Origin of the sequence: Bacillus cereus group sp. BfR-BA-01381, from assembly GCF_022663555.1 — a bacterium.
Classification (GTDB): Bacteria; Bacillota; Bacilli; order Bacillales; family Bacillaceae_G; genus Bacillus_A; species Bacillus_A pacificus.
Window position 1 is genome coordinate 1 of sequence record NZ_JAKUFR010000013.1, and the last position, 20,962, is coordinate 20,962.

Genomic DNA, 20,962 nt, shown 5'->3' on the forward strand with positions numbered 1-20,962 from the left:
CCGTTCCCTACTGAGCTTCATGACGAAATTGGTCATCAAATTCGTGAAGTTGGTCGTGAGTATGGAACGACAACTGGTCGTCCACGCCGCGTAGGTTGGTTTGATAGCGTTGTTGTAAGACATGCGCGTCGTGTTAGTGGTTTAACAGATTTATCATTAAACTCTATCGACGTTCTAACTGGTATTCCAACTCTTAAAATTTGTGTTGCTTACAAATACAATGGCGAAGTTATCGATGAAGTTCCAGCAAACTTAAACATTTTAGCGAAATGTGAGCCTGTATACGAAGAGCTTCCAGGTTGGACAGAAGATATTACTGGTGTAAGATCATTAGACGAGCTTCCTGAGAATGCAAGAAAATACGTAGAACGTGTTTCTGAGTTAACAGGAATTCAATTATCTATGTTCTCAGTTGGACCAGATCGTAACCAAACGAATATCGTTCGTAACGTATACGAAGCTTAATTGATATTTTTAAGAAAAAACTCATGTCCGCATGAGTTTTTTCTTATTTTTTATAAAAAAATAAAAAAAGGTATTGCAAAAAATAAATAAAACATGTTATGATACATCTTGTCGTCACGAAAATATGACGTTGGTGAGTATGAGCCATTAGCTCAGTTGGTAGAGCATCTGACTTTTAATCAGAGGGTCGAAGGTTCGAGTCCTTCATGGCTCACCATTTTATTTTTCGTGGCCCGTTGGTCAAGTGGTTAAGACACCGCCCTTTCACGGCGGTAACACGGGTTCGAATCCCGTACGGGTCATGTTTTTTTATTTTCATTTTTGGTCCCGTGGTGTAGTGGTTAACATGCCTGCCTGTCACGCAGGAGATCGCCGGTTCGACCCCGGTCGGGACCGCCACTTTTGTTTATACCACCATTAGTGGTTTTATATATAGTTTTGGCTCGGTAGCTCAGTCGGTAGAGCAGAGGACTGAAAATCCTCGTGTCGGCGGTTCGATTCCGTCCCGAGCCACTCTCAGGATATTAAGTGGGCCCACTTAATATCCTTTTTATTTGTGTAATTTTACAAAATTGAGTAGTTATTTTAAAATAGAATGAGGAGCCTCTAGCAGTTGAAGCTAGAGGTTTTTCTATAGATCGTATAGGATTCCGTGTAAAAGTGGATCATACATGAGTCTGTGAGAATAGAGGAGAAAGTACTTAAGCAAAAGATGCGGTCATATAGGGACATACTATGTAGACATCAATGTGTTTAGGGATATTGACCATATTTTTACCCCGCTATTTAATGGGCAGTAAGGCCTCCACCTTAAAATTCAGCGAAAGCAAAGAAGTTAGGTGGAGGGAGGGCTGCCCGTAAAAGCCCAATTGGTGAGGGCTGATTAAAGTTTCACTTTATAAGGAGGAAATAAACGATGATGGGAAAGAAAATTTTAGTAGTTGATGATGAAAAGCCGATTGCAGATATTTTGAAGTTCAACCTAGAAAAAGAAGGTTTTGAAATTGTAATGGCGCATGATGGTGATGAAGCAATTGAAAAAGCAACTGAAGAACAACCAGATATGGTTTTATTAGATATTATGCTACCAGGTAAGGATGGCTTAGAGGTTTGCCGTGAAATACGTAAAAGCTCAGAAATGCCGATTATTATGCTTACAGCGAAGGACTCTGAAATCGATAAAGTATTAGGACTTGAGCTTGGGGCAGATGATTATGTAACGAAGCCATTTAGTACGAGGGAATTACTCGCTCGCGTGAAGGCGAATTTACGTCGCCATCAGCAAGGTGGTGCGGCAGAAAAAGAAGAAAATACGGAAATGGTTATTGGACCAATTGTTATCAATCCAAATGCGTATAGTGTAACGAAACGTGAGGAAAATATTGAGCTTACACACCGTGAATTTGAGCTATTACATTATTTAGCAAAACATTTAGGACAAGTTATGACACGTGAACATCTATTGCAAACAGTTTGGGGTTATGACTATTTTGGAGATGTACGTACAGTGGATGTAACAGTACGTCGTCTACGTGAAAAAATTGAAGATAATCCAAGTCATCCTACATTAATTGTCACTAGACGTGGAGTAGGGTATTACTTGCGTGACCCAGAGCAGGAATAGTATATGAAGAAAGTCGGTTTTTTTCAATCTATTCATTTAAAATTTGTACTCATATATATGCTATTAATATTGATAGCTATGCAAGTTATTGGGGTATATTTCGTAAGAGAGTTAGAAAAGAGTCTTGTACAAGGTTTTAGAGATTCTTTAACGCAACAAACGAACTTATTATCGTATAACTTGAAACAAGAGTTTAAAAAAAGTTATACAAAAGCAGAGACAGAATCAACAGGTGAAACGATTAAAACTTCCATTCGAAAATTTGCCTCTGATCGAAAGAAGGATATTCAAGAGGTAAGTGTATTTGATGCGAATAGAAAGCTGCTCGCTATTTCAGATGAGTCAAAGCAAAACAAGGTAAATAGAACGTCAACTGATATAGCTGTTCAGCGGGTATTGGTACAAAAAAAACCAGAAGTGAAAATTGAGAAGGATGGTCGTACAGGTCACCGTGTACAAGTTATGATTACTCCTATTATGGATGATAACAACAAAGATGCACTTGGTGCTATTTACGTTGTTGCATCCATGGAAGATGTTTATAAGCAGATGAAGGATATTAATCAAATCTTTGCGACCGGAACCGTTATTGCATTACTCGTAACAGCTGTACTTGGAATTTTATTAGCTCAAACGATTACGAGACCAATCTCTGATATGCGAAGACAAGCAATTGAAATGGCAAAGGGAAACTATTCAAGAAAAGTAAAAGTGCACAGCCATGATGAAATTGGACAATTAGCATTATCTTTCAATAATTTATCAAAAAAATTACAACAAGCTCGTTCTTCAACAGAAAGTGAAAGACGTAAATTGTCATCCGTATTATCACATATGACAGATGGAGTAATTGCTACTGACCGAAAAGGGGACATTATTTTATTAAATGATCCTGCGGAAAAGATGCTAAATGTTTCGCGTGAAACGGCGCTCGATCAATCTGTTTTAGAAGTATTGGGAATACAAGAAGAATTTACGCTCGATCATTTATACGAAGAGCCGGATTCTGTTTTATTAGATTTTAGTACGAGAAATGAGCCATATATTTTACGCGCTAGTTTCTCTGTTATTCAAAAAGAGACAGGGAAAGCAAATGGTTTAATTGCCGTATTATATGATGTGACTGAGCAGGAGCGTATAGAAAGAGAACGTCGCGAGTTTGTAGCAAACGTCTCTCATGAATTAAGAACGCCATTAACGACAATGCGCAGCTACTTAGAGGCACTTACAGACGGTGCGTGGCAAGATCCAAATATTGCACCACAATTTTTAACAGTTACACAAGAAGAAACCGAAAGAATGATTAGACTTGTAAATGCGTTATTGCAACTATCTAAACTCGATAGTACAGAACATCGTTTAATGAAAGAGTGGGTCGACTTTACTGACTTCTTTAATAACATTATTGATCGTTTTGAAATGTCTAAAGAGCAAAACGTAAGCTTCAAACGATCTTTCTCTAAAAAATCTCGATTTATTGATATGGATACGGATAAAATTACGCAAGTATTGTATAACATTATTTCGAATGCATTAAAGTATTCGCCAGAAGGTGGAACAGTAACATATCGTTTACGTGATCGCGGAGAATTATTAGAGATTAGTGTAAGTGACCAAGGAATGGGTATTCCGAAAGAAAACGTTGATAAAATCTTTGAACGTTTTTATCGCGTAGATAAAGCACGTTCAAGACAAATGGGCGGTACAGGACTTGGATTAGCGATTGCGAAAGAAATGATTGAGGCACATGGTGGCTCGATTTGGGCAAAGAGTGAGGAAGGAAAAGGGACAACGATTTATTTCACATTGCCTATGGCAGCAGATGAAGAGGACGAATGGGAATGAGTATGGAGAATGTTAAAACGATAGTTTTAATTAATTTAGTTGTAATTAGTCTATTTCTTACTTTTAACTTATGGACATATGTGCCAGATTCCACATCTATGCAAAACGCAAAATTTGTACAGGGGAATGAGGGAAATACTCAAACTAAAATCGCTGATGTTGTCCGCCCTACTTCTATCATTGTGCATAAAGATAAAAATCATTACGGGAGCAAAAGAGAGGGAGATATAGAATCAATCTATAGAACTTTGGAAGCAGGGGAATTACATGAGTTCAAAGAGATATCGATTGCTAAGGCTGACTTCCTTTCTTATGTTCATGGTGAAGGGAAAATTGAACTTATTTTCCCTACCAACATCCCATTTGATGCAGTTAAATCTATGTTTAGTATGAAAGAAAAAAGTATAGCTAAGCCTAAACACTTTAATCGAATTATTCTTGATCCTTCTAGAAGTAGGGATCAAGAAATTAAAATTAATTTTGTTTCTGATGGTGATAATTCTAGAATATATGAAGCAAAATTAAGTGGTGTGTATTTAAAAGATATTGTAAATGCACAAAATCAATTTATAGTATCAGCGAAACCTTATTTTGACTATCAAATTAATGATATGAAAAAGTTATTTTTACCAGATGGAACGACAGAATTAAGTAATATAACATATATTTCATCTAATTTAGCGGTTGATACATTTAAGAATGCTCTTTTTAGTGACCCACGTTATTTAAGCCCTATTATCGAGAGATCGAAAGAAATATTTACAGATGGTATTAGGTCTATGGAGATTGAAAACGATCAGCATATGCTAAAGTATAAAAATTCTTCTGTTTTAAGTGAGAAAAAGCCAGATAATTTAATGCTTTTACAAAAAAGTTTTGATTTTGTAAATGGTCACAGTGGGAGTTTGGATTCATATCGTTTGGACTATATGAATAAAGGACAGACAGTATTCCGCTTACAGGAAGATGGATATCCCGTATTCAATACAGATGGATTAGCTGAATTGAGACAAGTATGGGGATCAGAAGAAGTAATGGAATATGAAAGACCGTTGCTTTCTTTAAATACGAAAGGTATAGAACAGAAGGTTACTCTTCCGTCAGGTCATGTTGTAATAGCATCCTTAGAAAATAATGCCGCGGTAGATAAAAGATCTATTAAAGATATTGGGATTGGATACAAATTATCACTAGATGGGCAAGTAGCGCGACTACAGCCAATTTGGTATGTAAAGTTTGTTGAAGATGAAGCTGGCAAACAAAAAATATATGAGTGGAATGAGGGAGGACTAAATGGATTGGGATCGGATTAAAACCATATTTATTGTGACCTTTTTTGTTTTGGACCTCTTTCTCATTTTTCAATTCATTCAAAAGCAAGATAGTAATCAATTGGAGCTTATTGCAGAAACAAAGATAGATCAAGAATTAAAAGCAAACAAAATTACTATGGGTAATTTTCCTAAAGAACCGAAAAAAGAGTCATTTATTAGGGCTGAAAACAAGACATTTAAAGAAGAAGACGTACAGTCTTTAAAAAATCAAACGGCGCATATACAAAATATGTACAAGATAGAAAGTAAGCTAAAAGAGCCCTTTTTAAATACAAAATCTTTATCCAAAGATAAGTATAATGATTTTTTGAAGAACTATGTATTAGATGGACAAAAGTATGAGTTTGGGGCGATGAAAGACTCTAAAATTTACTTCTTCCAAAAATATAAAGATAAGCCTATTTTCTATAACGATCAGGCAATGATTGTTGTGGAATTAAATGAAAAAAATGAACTTGTGTCGTACACGCAGACGATGCTAACAGGTTTAAAAGAAATGGGCGAAAGTGAAAAAACGAAACAGCAAGAAATTATTACTGCCCAAACCGCTTTAGAAAATCTGTATTTAAAAAATAAAATTCATGGGAATACACATGTAAAAGAAGCGCAAATTGGTTATGCCAACCTTACCGCATCTACTTCTAATAACCAAGTACTTGCTCCAACGTGGAACTTAAAGACGGAGCAGAAGCAGGACTTCTTTGTAAATGCAATTGAAGGACAAGTTATGGAATTAGGGGAAAAGGAAAATCAAGTGGTTGATGAACATACTGGAGTGAGAAAGAATGGGATTGCATTTTAGCGTACTTGCAAGTGGAAGTACAGGGAATATGCTATATGTAGGAACAGATGAAAAGAAGTTACTTGTCGATGCAGGTTTAAGTGGTAAAGCAACTGAGGCTTTATTTAAACAGGCAGAATTAAATATAAACGATGTATCGGGTATTCTTGTAACACATGAACATAGTGATCATATTAAAGGATTAGGTGTATTGGCACGTAAATATGATTTACCTGTTTATGCAAATGAGAAAACATGGAATGCAATGGAACACTTAATAGGAAATATCCCAACTGAGCAAAAGTTTATTTTCTCAGTTGGGGATGTAAAAACATTCGGTGATATTGAGGTCGAGTCATTTGGAGTTTCACATGACGCGGCAGAGCCGATGTTCTATGCTTTTCATAACAATAATAGAAAGTTAGCTCTTATTACAGATACAGGATACGTGAGTGACCGTATGAAAGGTGTTATTAAGGGGGCTAATGCTTTCGTGTTTGAAAGCAATCATGACGTGGAAATGCTTCGTATGGGACGCTATCCATGGAGTATTAAGCGACGTATTTTAAGTGACGTAGGGCACGTTTGTAATGAAGATGCTGCATTGGCTATGGCGGATGTAATTACAGATGAGACAAAGCATATTTATTTAGCCCATTTAAGTTTAGATAATAACATGAAAGAACTGGCGCGAATGTCAGTATCGCAAGTATTAGAGGAAAAGGGATTTGGAGTGGGAGAAGCTTTTGAAATCCACGATACAGATCCAAAAATGCCTACAAAAATTCAATACGTATAATTCTCCATTTTAGTAAACAATAAAGGTGAATATAGTTGTTTTCAGGAAGATGGGTGAACAAATATGTCCTTTATTGATGGAGAAAATTATCGTATGAAACGTGCAAGGAAAAAGAAGCATAAAGGTATTGTTATTTCTAGCATAGCAGGAACAATTGTAGGAGCTTCGTTATTTGCATTTGGAGCTCCTTTATTTTCAAATGATACGGACGCGTTTCCGCAGGCTGAAGCAAGTGGAAGTAATATGGCGGAAGCTCAAGGCATTAAACAGATTAGTTTTGTGGATGCTGTTGATCGTGCGTCTGAAGCTGTTGTTGGAGTTATTAATATTCAACGAGATAATTTTTCAGAGGCAGATTCAGAAGCAGGTACGGGATCAGGTGTAATTTATAAGAAGACAGATGGTCAAGCTTATATTGTAACGAATAATCATGTTGTTGCTGGAGCAAATCGTATTGAAGTAAGTTTAAGTGACGGTAAGAAGGTTCCAGGAAAGGTATTAGGAACCGATGTAGTCACAGATTTGGCTGTACTAGAGATAGATGCAAAGCATGTGAAAAAAGTAATTGAGATTGGCGATTCTAATACTGTTCGTAGAGGAGAACCAGTCATTGCGATTGGAAACCCACTCGGGCTCCAATTTTCTGGAACTGTCACACAAGGTATTATTTCAGCTAATGAGCGTATTGTCCCTGTAGATTTAGATCAAGATGGACATTATGATTGGCAAGTAGAAGTGTTGCAAACAGACGCAGCAATTAATCCGGGTAATAGTGGTGGTGCGCTTGTAAATGCAGCGGGTCAATTAATTGGTATTAACTCAATGAAAATTGCGGCAAAAGAAGTAGAAGGAATTGGGCTAGCTATTCCTGTTACTAGAGCTGTTCCAATTATGAATGAATTAGAGAAGTACGGAAAAGTAAGAAGACCGTATGTTGGAATTGAACTGAGATCATTAAATGAAATTCCAAACTACTATTGGTCAAAAACATTGCATTTACCAGGCAATGTAACAGAGGGAGTTTGCATTTTAGATGTGAAAAGTCCTTCGCCAGGTACAGATGCTGGTTTGCGAGAACACGATGTGATTGTAGCAGTAGATGGGAAACCAGTTCGCGATATTATCGGATTCCGTACGGCCTTATATGATAAAAAAATTAATGATAAAATGACTCTTACGTTTTATCGTGGTACAAAACGAGCAACAACAACGGTTAAACTAGGCATTCAAAAGTATTAAAAACAGGAGGGCCTACCTCCTGTTTTCTATTGTAGAAAAGTGAGGTGAAGAATATGAACTTACCTTGTTGTTTAGAACATGTTGAATTAGCTTTAGATATTATTGTGGATGAGTGTGAAGTTCCGCCGGTTATTAACAATGTGGATAACTCAGAAAAAGAGAAAAAAACATGTGAATTTTGTCAAAATGAGGCGACATATGTTGTATCGAACACAGATTCTCACACAATATGTGGGTAACAATTGTGGATATGTGGATAAGTTATGTGGATAACATGTTTGTAAGGTGGGGAATACGTGTGAATATCTCGATTATTTCAATTGGGAAATTAAAAGAAAAATATTTAAAACAAGGTATAGCAGAATACTTAAAACGATTATCTGCATACGCAAAAGTAGAAGTAATTGAATTGCCAGATGAAAAGGCACCAGAAAATTTAAGTGAAGCAGAAATGTTAATTGTAAAAGAAAAAGAAGGAATACGTATACTGGATAAAATTTCTGATGATACGCATGTCATTGCGTTAGCGATAGAAGGAAAACAAAAATCATCAGAAGAATTTGCAGTAAGCTTAGATCGTCTTGCTACATATGGGAAGAGTAAAGTTGCATTCGTAATTGGTGGATCACTTGGATTAAGTTCAGAAGTAATGAAGCGTTCAAACGAATCACTTTCTTTTTCAAAGATGACATTACCGCACCAATTAATGCGATTAGTATTGCTTGAGCAAGTGTATAGGGCATTTCGTATTAATCGTGGTGAACCGTATCATAAATAGTAATAGTACATTCAAACGGCTACATATGTGGCCGTTTTCTATATTTCACAATATGTAATGGGGGAACTGTAGTATGAAGCCAAAACAACTACTAAGTTTATATATAGAAAATTTTTTAGTCGATGAACTACAAAGATTGGGCTTTCGTTATGCAAAGAGTGTACCTAAATTTTCTCGTAAACAAGGTGATTTTGAACTAACCTTTAGCTTTTCGCTCAGTACATGGAACTCGGAAAATTATTGTGAATTTTGGACTATGTGGGGTGTTACGTCAAAAAAGTATACAAAATGGTATAAGGAACAGTGGGGAGATAAACCAGTCAATGATGCAATAGCCGGAGATGCAGAGTGGAATATTCCGGGATGGGAAAGAAAGGTGCAGCACTGGAAGCTTACGAATTCAGAATGTGATAAGGCGGAATTTAGTGCATTCGTAGGGAATGTAATGAATATTGGGATTACCTATTATTCGCAAATTGATGATTGGAATACTGCAGCAGAGTATGATATAAGAAGTCCGATTATTTTTTATGAAAAAGTATGTGATTTTTATATGATGTCAGGGCAAGAAGAGAAAGCGAAAGAAATCCTTGAGAGAGGTATTCAAGAGATTGAAGATAGAAAACATGATAGTTATATGCAACTTCCGGAAATTAAAAAGAGGTTAAAGAAGTATTTTATGTAGTAAACTTTTATTTCCTAAAATAAGTATGTTTCTATTTCTAAAAAAGTATGCTGTAATATGAAGAGGAAAAAGTATAAGTAGTCATAGAAGTGAGGAGTTAAAGGTGAAGAAGTTTAAGAAATTTTACTTGGAGATTACGAGTGTATGTAATCTTGCGTGCAGCTTTTGTCCGCCGACGGAAAGACAGAAGCAATTCATTTCTGTGGAGGATTTTGCAAAAAGGTTAGACCAAATTAAACCACACACAGACTACATTTATTTGCACGTGAAGGGTGAGCCGTTGCTGCATCCAAAAATAGATCAATTGTTAGATTTAAGCCATGAAAAAGGGTTTAAAGTTAATATTACAACGAACGGAACGTTAATTAATAAGAGAAGGCATAGATTGTTAAATAAGCCTGCTTTAAGACAAATGAATTTTTCACTGCATAGTTTTGATGGGCACCCAGGTTCACAAGACAAAGAGGGGTATGTAAGAAGTATACTTTCCTTCATTAGAGAGGCGACAAGTCAATCAGATTTAATTGTTTCACTAAGATTATGGAATTTAACGCAGGATAATAAAACGAATGCTGAAATTCAGAAGAATAGAGAGTTATTATCCATCATTGAAAATGAGTTTAATCTATCTTATCAAATTGAAGAGAAGCTTACACCAGGAAAAGGTATAAAAATTGCGGAACGTGTCTTTATTAATCAAGACTATGAATTCCAGTGGCCAGCATTGCATGAAGAAGAGGATGATGGAAAAGGATTCTGTCACGGGCTTCGAAATCAAGCTGGTATTTTAGCGAACGGAACGGTTATTCCTTGTTGTTTAGATGGTGAGGGAATCATTAACCTTGGGAATATTAATAATGACTCATTTTCTAACATTATAGAAGGTGAAAGAGCGACAAACATTGTTGATGGATTTTCTAGAAGAGTTGCAGTTGAAGAGTTATGTAGAAAATGTGGATACCGTAAAAGATTTGGAAAGTAAATATGAAATAAGCCCTCATAAAGCGAGGGCTTATTTTTTATTCTTGATAAGAGCGCTCTAATTCATCAATTAGGGAACCAACGTAAGAAACAGCTCTGCGGATTGCATCTGGTTTTGACATATCAACTCCGGCATGTTTCATTAATTCAAGTGGTTTCATCGTACCACCAGCGCGAAGTACATCTAACCAGCGATCAACGGCAGGTTGTCCTTCTTCTTTAATCATTTGAGCTACTGCAGTAGATGCAGTGAGGCCTGCGGAATACGTGTAAGAATATAAGCCCATATAATAATGAGGTTGACGCATCCAAGTTAAGCCAGCACCTTCATCAATTTTTACGGAATCTCCCCAGAATGTTGAAAGTACATTTGTTTTTATTTCAGTTAAAGTTGTAGCTGTAAGTGCTCCACCTTCTTCTGCTAGGCTGTATACTCTTCTTTGATATTCTCCCTCAAGTAAGTGAGTAACAAAGTTGTGATAATATGTGCCAAGTAGTTGCAGGATTACCCATCTGCGCATTCTCTTATCGTCATTCGTCGCTAATAAATGCTGGGCTAATAGTAATTCATTCATTGTAGATGGTGCTTCAACGAAGTACATAGATGGACGTACATTCATAATACGCTGGTTTTTATTTGCTAAATAAAAATGACCAGCGTGCCCAAATTCATGAGCTAATGTGAAGCAGCCGCGCATCGTATTTTGCCATGTAATTAAAATGTATGGATGAGAACCGTATGGACTTGAACAAAATGCTCCAGTTGATTTGCCTACGTTATCTGCAAGGTCGACCCATCTTTCTTTGAATCCTTTTTCGATAATGGCACTATATTCATCGCCAAGTACTTGTAAAGATTCTTGAATGAGTTTTCCTGCTTCTTCGTAAGTAATTGCTGGATTAAATTCGGGATCTAAAGGTGCATGTAAGTCGCAGAACAGCATTTGATCGAGTCCTAATACTTTCTTTTTTAAATTTGCAAAACGGCGCATATGAGGCGCCAATTCTTTATAAATAATATCGAGTTGATTGTTATACATTTCAAGTGGAACTTTTTGAGGTTCTAAAAGCATATGAGTAACAGATTCAAATTTGCGTAAACAAGAGAGTGTTACTTGTTTTTTTACCTCGGTAGCATATGTTGTTGCCACGGTATTTTTATATCGCTTCAAAGTGGACACAAATGATGAGTATGCCTTTCTGCGTATGTCTACGCTTGGAGAAAACTCATATTTACTTTCAAATAATGCAAATGAGACAGGAAGTTCATTTCCTTGTTCGTCTTGTATGGAGTTAAAATCCATATCGGCTAATTTAGTCATACCGTAAATTTTGTATGGAGAACTATGTACTTCGCCGAGTGCAGCAAGTGCTTCTTCAGTTTCAGGAGAGAGCGTGTGCTGCCTTTTTTGTAATATGTCTAGTAATGATTTACGGAAAGGTTCAAGTTTTGTTTCTTGAGTTAAATATTTTTCAATTGTTCCTTCTTCTAATGAGAGAATTTCATTATGAATAAAGGATAGCGCCGTATGTACTTTCGTCCATAAAGCGGCAATTTTGGAAGAGTTCGCTTGAATAACTGGATTTGTACGGTCGGTAGATTCTTTTAAATTTGCGTAGGAGTATAATTTTGTTAACTTCATTAAAAGCTCTTCTTCTAAAAGTAGGCAATGTAATAAGGTCGTGGGACTAGTGTGTAATTGACCTTTAAACGCATCAAGTTTTTTTATATCATCTGTTAATACACGTAATGCAGTTTCCCACTCTTTATCAGATTCGTATAAATCAGAGAGGTCCCATGTTAATTCAGTAGGAACGTCTGCACGAATATGACGTTTCTCAATAGTTTTTTTCATTTGCTATATCCCCCTTATTATAAGTATTTAAAAACATGATACTAGAAAATTCAGTAAAATGAAAATATTTTACATTTCTATATATGAAAAAGAAGGACAAGCATAAAACTGCTTGTCCTTCGAGTTAAATTTAAAAATTAATATACTTTATCACCGTTGAAAATAGAGTTTTTCACGACTACATAATCCACAGTACGAATGGAGTCTAATTTTGTTCCACCAGCGTAAGAGATAGAAGATTGAAGATCTTGTTCCATTTCGATTAAAGTGTCTTCTAAAGAACCTTTATGCTCAACGAACATTTTCTTACCTTCAACGTTTTTCTTCTCACCTTTTTGGAATTCAGAAGCTGAACCGAAGTACTCTTTATAAAGTTTGCCGTCTTTTTCGATTGTTTCCCCTGGAGACTCTTCATGACCAGCGAATAGAGAACCGATCATAACCATAGTCGCCCCAAATCGAATAGATTTAGCTACGTCACCATGTGTACGAATACCACCGTCAGCGATAATTGGTTTACTTGCAGCTTTTGCACACCAGCGAAGTGCAGCTAGCTGCCAACCACCAGTTCCAAAGCCTGTTTTAATTTTAGTAATACAAACTTTACCAGGTCCAATACCAACTTTTGTTGCGTCAGCACCAGCGTTTTCTAATTCTCTTACCGCTTCTGGAGTTCCAACGTTTCCAGCGATAACGAAGCTTTCTGGTAAATGCTTTTTAATATGTTGAATCATGTTGATTACAGCATTAGAATGTCCATGCGCGATATCAATCGTGATGTATTCAGGTGTAAGGTGTTCAGCAGCTAACTGTTGTACGAATTCATACTCGTCCGCTTTTACACCAACGCTAATAGAAGCGATTAATCCACGTGATTGCATATCTCTAATGAATGAGATTCGTTTCTCTGGTTGGAAACGATGCATGATATAGAAGTAATTATTTTCAGCTAAATAAGTTGCAATTCTTTCATCAATAATCGTTTGCATATTTGCAGGTACGACAGGTAATTTAAATTTATGTTTACCTAAAGTGACAGTTGTATCACATTCAGAGCGGCTGTTCACAATACATTTTGCAGGAATTAATTGAATATCTTCATAGTCGAATACGTTTTCCATCATTTACACCCCTAAAATACGAATATTTTATTTTTATTAATCAAAAATGTTCGTCCATATGATAATTTACATTGTTTTCATTAAAAAGTCAAAGGATTTCTTAACGTTTTTTTTAAAAGTAGATTTTATATCTAAAAAACAACGTTAAAAACGAATTTAAAATGTTTTTTTGTTTGTATTGTTCGTTTATAAAAAAGGTTGAAAAATTAAGATAATTATATAAGGGCGTATGTATTCTTTTTATTTTTTTGGAGTGGATGTAGGATTCTATGAAAAGGTTAATGCTAACAATACGAGCAAAAGATGTTATCAAGTAGTTGAACAATATATGAAATGATAAGGTTTATTTCTATATAAAAAGATGAATCTGGCATAATCCATCTTTTTATGTGAGGTTTCAAGTATAATAAGTAGGGCGATAGTAACGTATACAAAAGATAAAAAAGAAAATAATACAGAATAAAATGAGGTTAATATATGAGTAAAAAAGGGTTTTTTGAGTATAAATTAAGTAAAGAAATTGTAAGGGCACTTACTGGGTTAGGGTATGATCATCCAACAGAAGTACAAGGTGAGGTTATTCCAGTCGCATTACAAAAGAAGGATCTTGTTGTGAAGTCCCAGACGGGAAGTGGAAAAACAGCTTCATTTGGTATTCCACTTTGTGAAATGGTGGAGTGGGAAGAGAATAAACCACAAGCATTAGTTTTAACACCAACGAGAGAGCTTGCGGTACAGGTGAAAGAAGATATTACAAATATAGGGCGATTCAAAAGAATTAAAGCCGCCGCAATTTATGGTAAATCCCCATTTGCACGTCAAAAATTAGAGTTAAAGCAAAAGACGCATATTGTAGTAGGGACTCCAGGGCGTGTATTGGATCATATTGAAAAAGGGACCCTTTCTTTAGAGCGATTAAAATATTTAGTGATTGATGAAGCGGATGAAATGCTAAACATGGGCTTTATCGATCAAGTAGAGGCAATTATTGATGAATTACCTACAAAAAGAATGACAATGTTATTTTCAGCAACTTTACCGGAAGATGTTGAAAGGTTATCACGTACATATATGAATGCACCAACTCATATTGAAATTAAAGCGGCTGGGATTACGACGGATAAAATTGAACATACTCTTTTTGAGGCGATAGAAGACGAGAAGCTTTCACTACTTAAAGATGTAACAACGATTGAGAATCCTGATAGCTGTATTATTTTCTGCCGTACACAAGAAAATGTAGATCATGTATATAGACAATTAAAACGAGCTAACTATCCTTGTGACAAAATACATGGTGGTATGGTACAAGAAGATCGTTTTGAAGTCATGGATGATTTTAGAAAAGGAAAATTCCGTTATTTAGTAGCAACAGACGTAGCTGCGAGAGGAATTGATATTGATAATATTACACATGTTATTAATTATGATATTCCACTTGAAAAAGAAAGCTATGTACATCGTACTGGAAGAACGGGACGAGCTGGAAATAGTGGAAAAGCTATTACATTTATAACACCATATGAAAATAGATTTTTAGAAGAGATTGAGGAGTATATTGGCTTTGAAATTCCAAAGGCAATTGGACCTTCAAAAGAAGAAGTTATGAAAGGGAAAGCTGCATTTGAAGAAAAGATACATGCTAAACCAATTATAAAGAAAGATAAAAATGCAGACATCAACAAAGGCATTATGAAGCTGTACTTTAATGGCGGGAAGAAAAAGAAAATTAGGGCGGTAGATTTCGTCGGTACAATTGCTAAAATTAAAGGTGTTACAGCAGAAGATATAGGCATTATTACGATACAAGATAATGTTTCTTACGTTGAAATATTAAATGGAAAAGGACCACTTGTCTTGAAAGTCATGAAGACTACAACGATTAAAGGGAAACAACTAAAAGTTCATGAAGCAATTAAGTAAATAAAAACTATCCACTTTAATAGGTGGATAGTTTTTTATTTATGATTCTTTTAAATCATCCACTAGTTGCTCTGCTAAACGCCTATACATATTACTCATGGTCACGAAGGATGTTAGTAGTAGAAATTTTTCTAGCTTTGTGTCTTCTAAGGAAGAAATCTCATTTACTTCTGTAACACGGTTATTTACGTCTTGTTTAAAGCTTTCGACATTGCTTTCAGTAAGAGCAAGATAATTTTTGTATAACGTATTTAATTCGAATGAATCATCATTTAATAAGGAGTCATTTATAGTTTCTAATGAACTTTTTATGTCGTTAATGGAAAGAGCACCTTTTAATTGATAAATTAGGCTAATTAAAATCATATGCTCTTTTGAATACTTTTTATTTTTGATAGGGATGAATAGTTTCCCTTTTGCGTAATTATTAATCATCGTTTTTGTTAATACTTTTTCATCATCAGTTCTCGTTGTATCTGCATAAGTATTCTCAAATAGTTGGACAACTTGATCTACATATAAGTCAACATTTGGAATATCCTCAAGTTTAATATTTTTTTCTAAATGCAATGTCTCAAGTAATTCATTTATATTTTCCACGTAGAATCCCTCACTTTTATAACTTAGTGGAACTTAATGTCTAATACATCCTTAAATATGGTATTACGAAACAAATAAATTGTAAATGTTGACCTTAAAAAGAAATGTGTATATAATTACATGTAGTTATCGAAACTACATGTAATTATATGAGGGGTGTTATTATGAATGCTTATGTAAGGGAACCAGTTAATGCATTTACTCACTTAGGTGGAGCGATATTATCATTTATTGCCTTATTAGCTATGCTTGTGAAAGTTTCTATCAAGATGCCATCATTTGCTGCAATTACAGCTGTTATTTTGTTTGGGATTGGAATGATGGTCCTTTATACGGCATCAGCTGTATATCATAGTGTTGTGGCCAATGAACGTGTTATTTACTTCTTTAGGAAGTTAGATCATTCTATGATTTTTATATTAATTGCAGGTACATATGCACCCTTTTGCTTAATTACATTAAATTCAGCAAGTGGTTTGCTATTATTTTGTTTAGTCTATGCAACTGCGATTTGTGGCATTGTGTTTAAAATGTTTTGGTTTAATTGTCCAAGATGGTTATCGACAGCAATTTATATTACGATGGGTTGGTTAATTGTTTTATTCTTTGCACCGTTAGCTAAGAATTTAAGTACAGGAGGCATTGTTTTCTTAGTACTTGGGGGCATTTTTTATACAATTGGTGGATTTATTTATGGAACAAAGCCAAAATGGCTAGAGTTTAAATATATGGGACATCATGAAATTTTTCACGTTTTTGTATTATTAGGTAGTCTTGCACATTTTCTAAGTGTATATTGTTACGTAATTTAATAAGAAAAACGCCACATGACAAAAATCATGTGGCATTTTTCTTATTACTTGATTGAAATCGTATATGTTATAAAATTATTATGGGATAAAATGTAAGTTTATGTGTTCGCATATTAAACATAGGATAAGAAATATGTGATATACTTTGAGAAGTTTATAATGAATGAAATATGGAGGACTATAATTATGGCAATACTTGTAACAGGTGGAGCAGGGTATATTGGTAGTCATACATGTGTAGAATTACTAAATAGCGGTTACGAAATTATAGTAGTTGATAATCTTTCGAATAGCTCGGTAGAATCTATAAATCGAGTGAAAGAAATAACAGGAAAACAATTTAAGTTTTATAAAGAAGATGTTTTAAATCAAGAAGCACTTGACGCAATTTTTGAAGAAAATGCAATCGAAGCAGTTATTCACTTTGCAGGATTTAAAGCTGTAGGGGAATCAGTAGCAATTCCATTAACATATTATCATAACAACATTACGAGCACTTTAGTGCTATGTGAAGTAATGCAGAAACATAATGTAAAGAAGATGATTTTTAGTTCATCCGCAACTGTATATGGTATCCCGGAAACGTCACCGATTACAGAGGAGTTTCCATTAAGTGCAACAAATCCATATGGTCAAACGAAATTAATGATTGAGCAAATTATGCGTGATGTAGCATTTGCAGATAGAGAATGGAGTATCGCGTTACTTCGCTATTTCAACCCATTTGGTGCACATGAAAGTGGACGTATTGGAGAGGATCCAAATGGAATTCCAAATAACTTAATGCCATATGTCACACAAGTGGCAGTAGGTAAGCTAAAAGAATTAAGTGTATTTGGAAATGACTACCCAACGAAAGATGGAACAGGCATCCGTGACTACATACATGTTGTAGACTTAGCAAAAGGTCACGTAAAAGCGCTAGAGAAAGTACTGAATACAACAGGAGTAGATGCTTATAATCTGGGCACAGGTACAGGGTATAGTGTACTTGAGATGGTTGAAGCATTTGAAAGGGTTTCAGGAAAAAAAGTTCCTTATAAAATTACAGAGCGTCGTCCTGGTGATGTGGCAATATGTTTTGCAGATGCATCAAAGGCAAAACGTGAACTAGGATGGGAAGCAAAACGTGGATTAGAAGAAATGTGTGCAGATTCTTGGAGATGGCAATCAAATAATAAAAATGGCTATTTGGAAGTTTAATATGTAGATACAAAAAATGCCCTTTGCATGAGCAAAGGGCATTTTTGTATTTATTTCCCGTTAAGTTTATTAGCTAATTTGGTAAAAAAGGTTCGCTGTTTTATAGGAATATTTGACTGGCAAAATGTATAATAATCAATATCTTTAATGTAAGTAAAGAGCCTAGAAATAGCATATAGGAATGTAATAGAAGATCCAACTGCGAAACTAATGCCGTAACCATTGAATCCAAATGGAAGCAGGATAAGGCTTAATAACAAGTTTGCAAAAAAGAAAATAGCTGATGTTCGAAATGCCCCTTTACGATCCTCAAAGTATAGGAGTAGTAATGTAATAACGAGTACCATTCCATTTGCATAAGCACCAACTATAGTTAGTTGCAGAATAGAGTAATTAAGTGTTGTCTTTCCAGATTGCGAACTAAACATCCATATTATAAAAATAATAAGTAAGGAAAAAATACCTTGATTACGAAGTATACGTTCCATTTCCTGCTTTAAGACAAAGTTCATGGAATCTTTCAATTGTAAAAGCGTATGTAATGTTCCGCCATTGTTTACCGAACCGAAGAACTTTTTATATCTTTCATAAAACCTGGTTTCAATGGATACTACAAAGAAAATATAGGTTGGGATAATACTTAAATACGCCCAGAAAACAGAAGTATCATAAATTTGATGATAAATAAATGTGTCTTCAATATTTCCCCGACCGTCTCCAAACCAAATAACAAAATTACATACCCAAATACCCACATTGTAAAAGAGGCTTGACCAAAATAATTCTGGATATTTATCTAAATAAGACAGAAAGGTAAATTGTTCAGTAGCATCACTATTTGGAAACATTCGTACAATAACGATACTTAACCATACTAGTGTAATGAAAGTGCCGAGTGTAAAAGAAATTAAAAGCAATAGGGCAGATCCATGTTCTAACCCAAGTGTAGGGTGCCAGTAAGCTACTAGGATAATTCCTAATAGGGAAAAAATGGATCCGATTAAAAATGCCAGTGCAATTGATTGATAATCTTTAGCTGCTGTTAAATAAATGGACTGAATCCAGATGATATTTAAAGCTAAAAATAAAAATAGCATCACGATTTTATAATATAAAGCTAATGGTGTGAAAAATGCAAACAAAAGCCATAACATAATAGCTAAAAAAAGTGTGATCTTCGTCATTCCTAAAAATGAAGAAAATACTTTATCAGCTTTTTGTTCGTATAAAAGGTCAGCTACATATCTAGTTACAATGAGCTGCAATGCTCCGTAAATAATTTGAGAAAAAATAAAGCAATATGAAATTGAAATAGTGAAAAGGCGCTGTTCTTCAATTGAAATAGAATGAAATAAACTCAAAATGAATCGAATAGTTGTTACTGCTAAAATAACGACTAACCAAGGACCAGCTGTAACAAATAACGAAAATCCATAAGCTTTTACCCTTGAAGAATAGTAGTCTTCCTGAAATAATTTTTGTAATCGAAATCCTATACCTGCCATGTTTTCGCCCCCCTTTCTAAATAAAGCTTACGATAACTATCAACAACACCTGATAATTGATAATATGCTTCAATACGATTACGCCCATTGTTTCCGAATTGTTGAATGGATTCAGGGTGGCGATAATACCATTCTAAGTGGGTGGCAACTTGTTCAGGAGATACAGGTGGTACAACAAAGCCACATTGGCCGTAAGGATCTTCATCTTGTCCATAAATTAACTCCTTACAAGAACCAACGTCTGTAACAACCCATGGTAATCCCGATGCCATTCCTTCTAACATAGCTAGTGGTTGTCCTTCAGATATGCTAGTTAATACGAGAATATCCGTTTGTTTTAAGTAATCTTTAATGTTTACTCTGCCAGTCATTATTACATGTTCTTTTAATCCAAGTTGCTGAATTAAATCACGACATTCTTGGGCATACTCTGGTTCTTCTGTATCAGGACCTAATAAGTAGAAGATAAAAGGAATATCTTTTTCTAATAATAATTTAGCTGCATAAATCATTGTTTTTACGTCTTTAATTGGCACAACTCGTATAATAGCAGAAATAATGAGTTTATCTGAATTATGTTTTGGCTTACGTAGCCCTTTATAGTCAGATAAAGTAACACCATTTGGAACAATTTTTAGTTTATGGGCCGGGGCTCCTAGTTCTTTTTGATATGCACTATTCCGTCCGAATAACGTAATCACATCAGCAGCTTGTTCATATGCTTGGTGAGATAAATGATGGAAGAAAGAAACCCATCTTTTTTTGTATTCGATTGGTATCCAAGTTGATTGGAGTATTTCCTCTTCACGTTCCCGAGAATAAATACCATGCTCTGTTAGAATAAATGGTATGTCAGATTTGGCACTAATTGCAGCTCCAAGAAGCCCACCATAGCCTGTAGATACAGAATGGATAAGATCTAATTCAGGGAAATCAATTTGTAAAATTTGAATGATTGGTGTGAACATAGATCTCCACATCCAAAAGTAATTTAAGAAAGAACCACTACTTTCTTCATATAAATAGCTTTCTTTCACTATTTCATAAAATTCACGACTTTCGAAGAAGGAATGTAGTGTTCCTAGCTTTTGCTTGTTCCCTAATATTTGTAATGCCTCTGTGTTGTTAGCTTGGAATGTAAACCATTTTTGAAGTGTTTGTACTTCATCAGTCGTTAAATTGGTTTTTATATGTTTTGAGTCACTTTCTGATTGTAAGGGAATCATAATGATATCTTTTACATTGTTAGGAATTTCATATTGATATTCCTCTTCTGTTTTTATTTGCGGTACGATCGCAAATATGGTGAATTCATGTTCTTTAAATTGTTGGATGATCATTTGTACCCAACTTGCTACTCCGCCACTGACAAAAGGATAACTTCCTTCAACGACTAAACCTATTCTCATCT

At 35.1% G+C, this 20,962-nt stretch carries 19 protein-coding genes and 4 tRNA genes; 18 read left to right on the plus strand and 5 right to left on the minus strand.

Annotated elements, in window-relative coordinates:
- The 15 genes from MR079_RS06695 to MR079_RS06765 all read left to right on the plus strand — a co-directional run.
- Positions 1-465, plus strand: a 465-nt coding sequence (locus tag MR079_RS06695) for an adenylosuccinate synthetase (RefSeq protein WP_242293742.1), incomplete at its 5' end; no start/stop codon positions are given.
- Positions 466-606: 141 nt separating this feature from the next.
- Positions 607-682, plus strand: a tRNA-Lys gene (locus MR079_RS06700).
- A gap of 13 nt (positions 683-695) precedes the next feature.
- A tRNA-Glu gene (locus MR079_RS06705) sits at positions 696-767 on the plus strand.
- 21 nt (positions 768-788) lie between these two features.
- Positions 789-864 (plus strand) — tRNA-Asp (locus MR079_RS06710).
- A gap of 41 nt (positions 865-905) precedes the next feature.
- Positions 906-978 (plus strand) — tRNA-Phe (locus MR079_RS06715).
- A 403-nt stretch (positions 979-1,381) separates the two neighbouring features.
- Positions 1,382-2,089 (plus strand): cell wall metabolism DNA-binding response regulator WalR, encoded by a 708-nt coding sequence (gene walR, locus MR079_RS06720; RefSeq protein WP_000971872.1) that lies wholly within the window; start codon positions 1,382-1,384, stop codon positions 2,087-2,089.
- A 3-nt stretch (positions 2,090-2,092) separates the two neighbouring features.
- Positions 2,093-3,934 carry a cell wall metabolism sensor histidine kinase WalK gene (walK, locus tag MR079_RS06725; RefSeq protein ID WP_000755380.1) on the plus strand — a complete coding sequence of 614 codons (1,842 nt, stop codon included), beginning with the start codon at positions 2,093-2,095 and terminating at the stop codon, positions 3,932-3,934.
- The gene (locus tag MR079_RS06730) at positions 3,931-5,247 is read left to right on the plus strand and encodes a YycH family regulatory protein (protein ID WP_029141246.1); all 1,317 of its coding nucleotides are present in this window, start codon (positions 3,931-3,933) and stop codon (positions 5,245-5,247) included. The genes walK and MR079_RS06730 overlap by 4 nt, the downstream gene beginning before the upstream one ends.
- A complete protein-coding gene (locus MR079_RS06735) occupies positions 5,228-6,070 on the plus strand; it encodes a two-component system regulatory protein YycI (protein ID WP_000383736.1) in 843 nt (280 codons plus the stop codon). Before MR079_RS06730 ends, MR079_RS06735 begins: the two co-directional genes overlap by 20 nt.
- Complete coding sequence (locus tag MR079_RS06740) at positions 6,054-6,848, plus strand: MBL fold metallo-hydrolase (RefSeq protein WP_000522836.1); 795 nt, start codon at positions 6,054-6,056, stop codon at positions 6,846-6,848. The genes MR079_RS06735 and MR079_RS06740 overlap by 17 nt, the downstream gene beginning before the upstream one ends.
- 63 nt (positions 6,849-6,911) lie before the next feature.
- Positions 6,912-8,087, plus strand: a complete 1,176-nt coding sequence (locus tag MR079_RS06745; RefSeq protein ID WP_000008058.1) for a S1C family serine protease — start codon at positions 6,912-6,914, stop codon at positions 8,085-8,087.
- A 53-nt stretch (positions 8,088-8,140) separates the two neighbouring features.
- Positions 8,141-8,326: a CxxH/CxxC protein gene (locus MR079_RS06750; protein WP_001052835.1), complete on the plus strand. Its 186-nt coding sequence runs from the start codon at positions 8,141-8,143 to the stop codon at positions 8,324-8,326.
- Between the two features lie 59 nt (positions 8,327-8,385).
- The gene (rlmH, locus tag MR079_RS06755; RefSeq protein WP_001027003.1) at positions 8,386-8,865 is read left to right on the plus strand and encodes a 23S rRNA (pseudouridine(1915)-N(3))-methyltransferase RlmH; all 480 of its coding nucleotides are present in this window, start codon (positions 8,386-8,388) and stop codon (positions 8,863-8,865) included.
- A 73-nt stretch (positions 8,866-8,938) separates the two neighbouring features.
- Positions 8,939-9,550 carry a hypothetical protein gene (locus tag MR079_RS06760; RefSeq protein ID WP_242293743.1) on the plus strand — a complete coding sequence of 204 codons (612 nt, stop codon included), beginning with the start codon at positions 8,939-8,941 and terminating at the stop codon, positions 9,548-9,550.
- A 103-nt stretch (positions 9,551-9,653) separates the two neighbouring features.
- Positions 9,654-10,532, plus strand: coding sequence for a radical SAM/SPASM domain-containing protein (locus MR079_RS06765; RefSeq protein ID WP_000713636.1), 879 nt, complete (start codon positions 9,654-9,656; stop codon positions 10,530-10,532).
- Positions 10,533-10,569: 37 nt separating this feature from the next.
- On the opposite strand, the gene pepF is transcribed toward MR079_RS06765, so the two are convergent.
- Both pepF and guaC read right to left on the minus strand, forming a co-directional pair.
- Positions 10,570-12,387, minus strand: coding sequence for an oligoendopeptidase F (gene pepF / locus MR079_RS06770; RefSeq protein WP_242293744.1), 1,818 nt, complete (start codon positions 12,385-12,387; stop codon positions 10,570-10,572).
- A gap of 137 nt (positions 12,388-12,524) precedes the next feature.
- Positions 12,525-13,508, minus strand: coding sequence for a GMP reductase (gene guaC, locus MR079_RS06775; RefSeq protein WP_000432432.1), 984 nt, complete (start codon positions 13,506-13,508; stop codon positions 12,525-12,527).
- Between the two features lie 477 nt (positions 13,509-13,985).
- Here guaC and dbpA point away from each other — a divergent pair, with 477 nt between their 5' ends.
- The gene (gene dbpA, locus MR079_RS06780; RefSeq protein WP_242293745.1) at positions 13,986-15,431 is read left to right on the plus strand and encodes an ATP-dependent RNA helicase DbpA; all 1,446 of its coding nucleotides are present in this window, start codon (positions 13,986-13,988) and stop codon (positions 15,429-15,431) included.
- Between the two features lie 39 nt (positions 15,432-15,470).
- Here dbpA and MR079_RS06785 read toward each other — a convergent pair whose 3' ends face one another.
- Positions 15,471-16,031 (minus strand): DUF1836 domain-containing protein, encoded by a 561-nt coding sequence (locus MR079_RS06785; RefSeq protein ID WP_000427879.1) that lies wholly within the window; start codon positions 16,029-16,031, stop codon positions 15,471-15,473.
- 164 nt (positions 16,032-16,195) lie between these two features.
- Here MR079_RS06785 and trhA point away from each other — a divergent pair, with 164 nt between their 5' ends.
- On the plus strand, positions 16,196-16,843 hold the full coding sequence (gene trhA / locus MR079_RS06790; protein ID WP_242293746.1) for a PAQR family membrane homeostasis protein TrhA: 648 nt from the start codon (positions 16,196-16,198) through the stop codon (positions 16,841-16,843).
- Positions 16,844-17,029: 186 nt separating this feature from the next.
- The gene (gene galE / locus MR079_RS06795; protein ID WP_000996533.1) at positions 17,030-18,046 is read left to right on the plus strand and encodes a UDP-glucose 4-epimerase GalE; all 1,017 of its coding nucleotides are present in this window, start codon (positions 17,030-17,032) and stop codon (positions 18,044-18,046) included.
- A 50-nt stretch (positions 18,047-18,096) separates the two neighbouring features.
- Here galE and pelG read toward each other — a convergent pair whose 3' ends face one another.
- The gene (gene pelG, locus MR079_RS06800) at positions 18,097-19,551 is read right to left on the minus strand and encodes an exopolysaccharide Pel transporter PelG (RefSeq protein WP_000907294.1); all 1,455 of its coding nucleotides are present in this window, start codon (positions 19,549-19,551) and stop codon (positions 18,097-18,099) included.
- Positions 19,539-20,960, minus strand: coding sequence for a GT4 family glycosyltransferase PelF (gene pelF / locus MR079_RS06805; protein WP_242293747.1), 1,422 nt, complete (start codon positions 20,958-20,960; stop codon positions 19,539-19,541). The genes pelG and pelF overlap by 13 nt, the downstream gene beginning before the upstream one ends.
- Positions 20,961-20,962 lie beyond the last annotated feature (2 nt).

Coding starts and splice junctions, on each gene's coding strand:
- pelF (WP_242293747.1), bottom strand. CDS start 20,960: ATGAGAATAGGTTTAGTCGTTGAAGGAAGTTATCCTTTTGTCAGTGGC.
- walK (WP_000755380.1), top strand. CDS start 2,093: ATGAAGAAAGTCGGTTTTTTTCAATCTATTCATTTAAAATTTGTACTC.
- pepF (WP_242293744.1), bottom strand. CDS start 12,387: ATGAAAAAAACTATTGAGAAACGTCATATTCGTGCAGACGTTCCTACT.
- MR079_RS06740 (WP_000522836.1), top strand. CDS start 6,054: ATGGGATTGCATTTTAGCGTACTTGCAAGTGGAAGTACAGGGAATATG.
- MR079_RS06750 (WP_001052835.1), top strand. CDS start 8,141: ATGAACTTACCTTGTTGTTTAGAACATGTTGAATTAGCTTTAGATATT.
- pelG (WP_000907294.1), bottom strand. CDS start 19,551: ATGGCAGGTATAGGATTTCGATTACAAAAATTATTTCAGGAAGACTAC.
- MR079_RS06745 (WP_000008058.1), top strand. CDS start 6,912: ATGTCCTTTATTGATGGAGAAAATTATCGTATGAAACGTGCAAGGAAA.
- MR079_RS06760 (WP_242293743.1), top strand. CDS start 8,939: ATGAAGCCAAAACAACTACTAAGTTTATATATAGAAAATTTTTTAGTC.
- dbpA (WP_242293745.1), top strand. CDS start 13,986: ATGAGTAAAAAAGGGTTTTTTGAGTATAAATTAAGTAAAGAAATTGTA.
- MR079_RS06730 (WP_029141246.1), top strand. CDS start 3,931: ATGAGTATGGAGAATGTTAAAACGATAGTTTTAATTAATTTAGTTGTA.
- guaC (WP_000432432.1), bottom strand. CDS start 13,508: ATGGAAAACGTATTCGACTATGAAGATATTCAATTAATTCCTGCAAAA.
- trhA (WP_242293746.1), top strand. CDS start 16,196: ATGAATGCTTATGTAAGGGAACCAGTTAATGCATTTACTCACTTAGGT.
- galE (WP_000996533.1), top strand. CDS start 17,030: ATGGCAATACTTGTAACAGGTGGAGCAGGGTATATTGGTAGTCATACA.
- walR (WP_000971872.1), top strand. CDS start 1,382: ATGATGGGAAAGAAAATTTTAGTAGTTGATGATGAAAAGCCGATTGCA.
- MR079_RS06735 (WP_000383736.1), top strand. CDS start 5,228: ATGGATTGGGATCGGATTAAAACCATATTTATTGTGACCTTTTTTGTT.